The organism is uncultured Nevskia sp., assembly GCF_903885465.1.
In the GTDB taxonomy this organism is placed as follows: Bacteria; Pseudomonadota; Gammaproteobacteria; order Nevskiales; family Nevskiaceae; genus Nevskia.
Genome location: NZ_CAISIQ010000405.1, coordinates 1 through 4,311, shown reverse-complemented (window position 1 = coordinate 4,311; position 4,311 = coordinate 1). Strand labels below are relative to the sequence as shown.

Below are 4,311 nucleotides of genomic sequence, written 5' to 3'. Positions count from 1 at the left end.
GTGATTCGATCCGTCGGATGGAGTGAAGGAAAGACGCCGCGCTGTTCGGAGGCGGGCAGGCCTGACCGGTCGCGATGGTACGCGAGCAGCATGACAAGCCATCACCGCCATGAACGACAGCCCACCGAGCTTTGCTGCATGTTGCACTGCGGGTCTAGGCGGCCGTAAAAAATGAGGCTAGTCTCCGCTCCATCAAGCCTTCTGCTGCAGCAAAGGCTTCGAGGTTCCCGGCCACCGCAGCACGCCGGATCATTTTTGGGGGGAGGGTTTGAGGCGGGGACCGAAAGGTTCCCGCTTTTTTGTTGGCCGCGCGGCTCAGTTGCCGGTGAAGGTCAGGCGGTTGCCGAAGGGATCGCTCACCGACAAGTCTCGGCCCCAGGGCATCTGCTCGATACCGGGCCGCGCGTAGCTGTAGCGCTTCGACAGCAGCTCGCGATGAAAAGCGTCGAGATCGTCGACCGGAATCCGCATCGCTGCACCCGGGCTGCAATCGCCGTGGTGCTCGGACAGATGCAGCACGCAATCGCCTTTCGATACCTGCAGGTAGAGCGGCAGATCGGCTTCGAAGCGATGCTCCCAGTTGATCTCGAAGCCGAGGAAGTCGACATAGAACTCCCTGGTCTTGGCTTCATCGAAGATGCGCAGTATCGGCACCGGCTTGCCAAAGTTCATCTGGAAACCTCCTGCGCTAGCGCCGCTTTTCCTCGGCCACGTTGACCACCGCCGCCACCAGCTGGAAGGGCTGATCGCCGAGCAGGGCACTGACCGCTTTCGGCAGATGGCGCTTGTCGATCTGGATCAGCGACACCTGGGCAAAGCCCGGCGTCAGGCCGCCCGTGGAACCGGCCCAGGTCTGGGCCAGCGGACCATCGCCGACCACCGTGGTATCGATACCGAGCGCCTTTAGCTGCTCGCTTTCAGGCAGCAGCGCCCGGGCGCCGTCGACGAGATCAGCGGTCGAGGCGCGGACATCGACCCAGGTGTTGACGTCATGACGGATCAGCGGCGCTGCCACGCGGCGGATCGCCGGCACCTTGAGCGTCATCCGCAATAGCCGGCCGACGCCAGCGGCGGGCAGGCTTTGCGTATCCGGGCCAGCGAGCGCATCGCGGGCCTTACCCGGTGATGGCAGCGGCGTCAGCGCGCTGGCCAGATGCGCCTGCAGATGCGCACGCAGCCGGAAGCGGCCGCCATCGCCCAGTTCCTCGCTGAGCATTTCCAGCTTCAGGCGCAGCAGCGGCGCATCGGCGGTGAGTCCCGGCAGTTCGGCGGACAAGGAAAACGACTCACGGCCAGCCAGATCCATCGCCCGGCCGGCGATGGCATCGAAGCCTTGCCCCAGCCCGCGGCGCAAGCGATTTATGATGGCCAAAGCCATGCTTCACTCCCTCCGGCGCGTACTTTCGAAACGAATTGCCGACATGCAGGAATCTTACCGCTTCGTCGTCACCGGCCGGGTCCAGGGCGTGGGCTTCCGGGTCGCGACCCGGCGCAAGGCACAAGCGCTGGGCCTGCTCGGCTGGGTACGCAACTGCCCGGACGGTTCGGTGGAAGGGCTGGTTGCCGGCGCCAGTTTCGAGGCGGTGATGAGCCTGCGCGACTGGCTGCGCCGCGGGCCCCCGACGGCCCAGGTCGAAACGCTGGAATGGCGCGCTGTCGATGCGCCGGTGGCAGACGATGCCGGCTTCGTTGTCCGGCGCTGAACGTCAGCGCCGGATAACGGAGGATCAGATCGTGATCACGCGGTTGTAGATGAAATCGAAGCTGAAATCCCGGGTGCCGACGGCCTTGCCGTCCAGGTAATCGGCCATCCGCGCCAAGCGGGCCGGGATCTTCATCAGCTTGTCCTGGTACTCGCGGCCGCTGGCCGAAAGACCGGTCATCGCGCCGATCTGCCAGTGTTCGAGCAGTTCCTCGACGATCGCCTGATAGTTGCGCGGGCCGTAGATCTCGGCACGGCGGACGACATCGGACATGTGGTCGTAGCCCGGCATGTTGTGGCCGGGCATCGCCAGCGCCGGCATCACTTTCAGCAGCGAGTACAGCGCATTGTTCGGATCACGTTCCAGGATGCCGCCGAAGCAGGCCCGGTAGAACGCGTAATGGCGCGATTCATCGCCCGCGATGTGGGCGAGGATGCGCTGGATGCGCGGCTCGTACTTGCCGCAGGTGCGGCCGGTATTGGCATGGGCAACCTGGGTCGCCTTCTCCTGCATCGAGGTGTAGGCGAGCAGGCGATACGGGTCCTGCTGCCAGTCCGGATTGAAGCCGGCCTCGATGTAGTGGTACTGCATCTTCTCCAGCGCGCCCATGTTGAAGATGCGGGCATCGCGGCAGTAGTCGCGCATCGCACAGCCGTGGCGGTCTTCCTCGGCCGTCCACATGTTGTTCCAGGTGCTCCACGGCGATTCGTTGCCGAGATGCGTGGCGATCAGGCGATGGAAGTGCGGCAGGCCTTCCTCGGTCAGCAGGTTCAGGGCCAGCGCGACGCGGATGGTGTCCGGCAGGCCGCGCGCGGCCTCACGCACTTCGGCGATGTCGGCATCGGCGGCTTCGACGTCATGCGCGTCCGCCGACAGCAGTTCGTTCGGGAACCACAGCTTGCGGCGTTCGAGATGCTCGGCGGTCTGCTGCTCGACAAAGGCTTGGAGATCGACCATGACGGCGATCTGGTCCGGCGTGCCAAATGTGTGACGAGGCGCTGCGCTGCCCATGGTTTCTGACTCCGGGATACAGGACGCGGCAATCGGTGTGATGACTGCGCCGGTTGGAACTGCGGCGATTATACGAACGTGACGCCGGCCCGTAACAATCGATACGGTGCCTGGCCCCCGATCGGATTCAGCCGCGGATCAGGGTCAGGAATTCCTGGCGGGTGCGCGGATCGTCCCGAAAGCGGCCGAGCATCATCGATGTGGTCATCGACGAGTTCTGCTTTTCGACGCCGCGCATCATCGCGCACAGATGTTTCGCTTCCACGACAACGGCCACACCCTTGGCATCCGTCACTTCCTGCACGCAGTTGCCGATCTGCTGCGTCAGCTTCTCCTGAATCTGCAGGCGGCGCGCGAACATGTCGACGATGCGTGGAATCTTGGACAGGCCGATGACCTTGCCGTTCGGCAGATAGGCAATATGAGCCCGTCCGAGGAAGGGCAGCAGATGGTGCTCGCACATCGAATACAGCTCGATGTCGCGGACGATCACCATCTCGTTGTTCGAGGTGGTGAACACCGCATCGTTGACCAGTTCCTTCAGATCCTGCTTGTAGCCCTGGGTCAGGAATTCCATCGCTTTCGCGGCGCGATGCGGCGTGCGCAGCAGGCCTTCGCGATTCGGGTCCTCGCCAACGGCTTCGATGATCGCCTTGTAATGCTCTTCCACGGACGTTCCTATTGAATGAAAAATGATTCGGGGACAGGTCCGGCGCGCAGATTGCAGCGACTCGAAGACCGAAGTTGGGATGACGACCCGCGCTGACCGCATGGCCGCGCACTTTGATGGTTCAATATCGGGATTATCCCACAGGGATCAAGCCACCCCGTGACCGTACCGGGCGAAACCATTCGCCGTATTCCGCTGGACCTGATTCGACCGGGCACGACCCAGGCCCGGCGCCGCTTTGCGGCAGACGCACTGCGCGAGCTGGCCGAGTCAATCCGCGAGTCCGGCATCATCCAGCCGCTGGTGCTGCGCTCGATCGGTGTCGGTCCGCGCCGCGAGTACGAGCTGCTGGCCGGCGAACGCCGCTGGCGCGCCGCGCAACTGGCCGGCCTGCACGAGGTACCGGCGCTGATCCGCGACGATCTCGACGAAGCCGAAGCCCGCGTGCTCGGACTGATCGAAAACCTGCAGCGCGAATCGCTGTCGCCGATGGAAACCGCCGATGGCCTGCGCAAGCTCGGCGAGGCGCACACGCTGACTCACGAAGCGATCGGCAGCCGCATCGGCAAGTCCCGCGCTTATGTCACCAACTTCCTGCGCCTGCTGGCGCTGGCGCCAGCGGTGCAGACGATGCTCGATGAAGGCAGCTTGAGCCTCGGTCACGCGAAGGTGCTGGCCGGGCTGCAGACGCACTCGCAACTGCGCTGGGCCGAAGCCTGCGTGCGTGAACGGCTCAGCGTGCGGGCGCTCGAACGGCGGCTGGCTACGGGCGCGCGCGTGGTCGCCGCATCAGCCAAGCCGGACGACTGGCAGAAGCTGGCCGGCAAGCTGTCCGATCATCTCGGTTACACCGCCGCGTTCAAGCCGGGCAGCGCTGGCAGCGGTGAGCTGCGCGTGAAGTTTCATGACCTCGACGAACTCGATGGT

General features: G+C 64.5%; 6 protein-coding genes. 2 read left to right on the top strand and 4 right to left on the bottom strand.

All coding sequences use genetic code 11. The annotated features are described in order from the left end of the window. Nucleotides 1–315: 315 nt before the first annotated feature. Both QZY06_RS15915 and QZY06_RS15910 read right to left on the bottom strand, forming a co-directional pair. Nucleotides 316–672, bottom strand: a complete 357-nt coding sequence (locus QZY06_RS15915) for a glyoxalase superfamily protein (RefSeq protein ID WP_295686047.1) — start codon at nt 670–672, stop codon at nt 316–318. Nucleotides 673–688: 16 nt separating this feature from the next. Then, nucleotides 689–1,378 carry a hypothetical protein gene (locus tag QZY06_RS15910; protein WP_295686046.1) on the bottom strand — a complete coding sequence of 230 codons (690 nt, stop codon included), beginning with the start codon at nt 1,376–1,378 and terminating at the stop codon, nt 689–691. A gap of 43 nt (nt 1,379–1,421) precedes the next feature. On the opposite strand from QZY06_RS15910, the gene QZY06_RS15905 reads away from it, so the two are divergent. Then, complete coding sequence (locus QZY06_RS15905; RefSeq protein WP_295686045.1) at nt 1,422–1,703, top strand: acylphosphatase; 282 nt, start codon at nt 1,422–1,424, stop codon at nt 1,701–1,703. A gap of 24 nt (nt 1,704–1,727) precedes the next feature. Here the strand turns inward: QZY06_RS15905 and QZY06_RS15900 are convergent, their stop codons facing one another. Together QZY06_RS15900 and folE are read right to left on the bottom strand one after the other, a co-directional pair. Beyond that, on the bottom strand, nt 1,728–2,714 hold the full coding sequence (locus QZY06_RS15900) for an acyl-ACP desaturase (protein WP_295686044.1): 987 nt from the start codon (nt 2,712–2,714) through the stop codon (nt 1,728–1,730). A gap of 127 nt (nt 2,715–2,841) precedes the next feature. Then, nucleotides 2,842–3,396, bottom strand: a complete 555-nt coding sequence (folE, locus tag QZY06_RS15895) for a GTP cyclohydrolase I FolE (RefSeq protein WP_295686048.1) — start codon at nt 3,394–3,396, stop codon at nt 2,842–2,844. A gap of 147 nt (nt 3,397–3,543) precedes the next feature. Here folE and QZY06_RS15890 point away from each other — a divergent pair. Beyond that, the coding region (locus QZY06_RS15890; RefSeq protein WP_295686043.1) for a ParB/RepB/Spo0J family partition protein at nt 3,544–4,311 on the top strand (768 nt) is incomplete at its 3' end.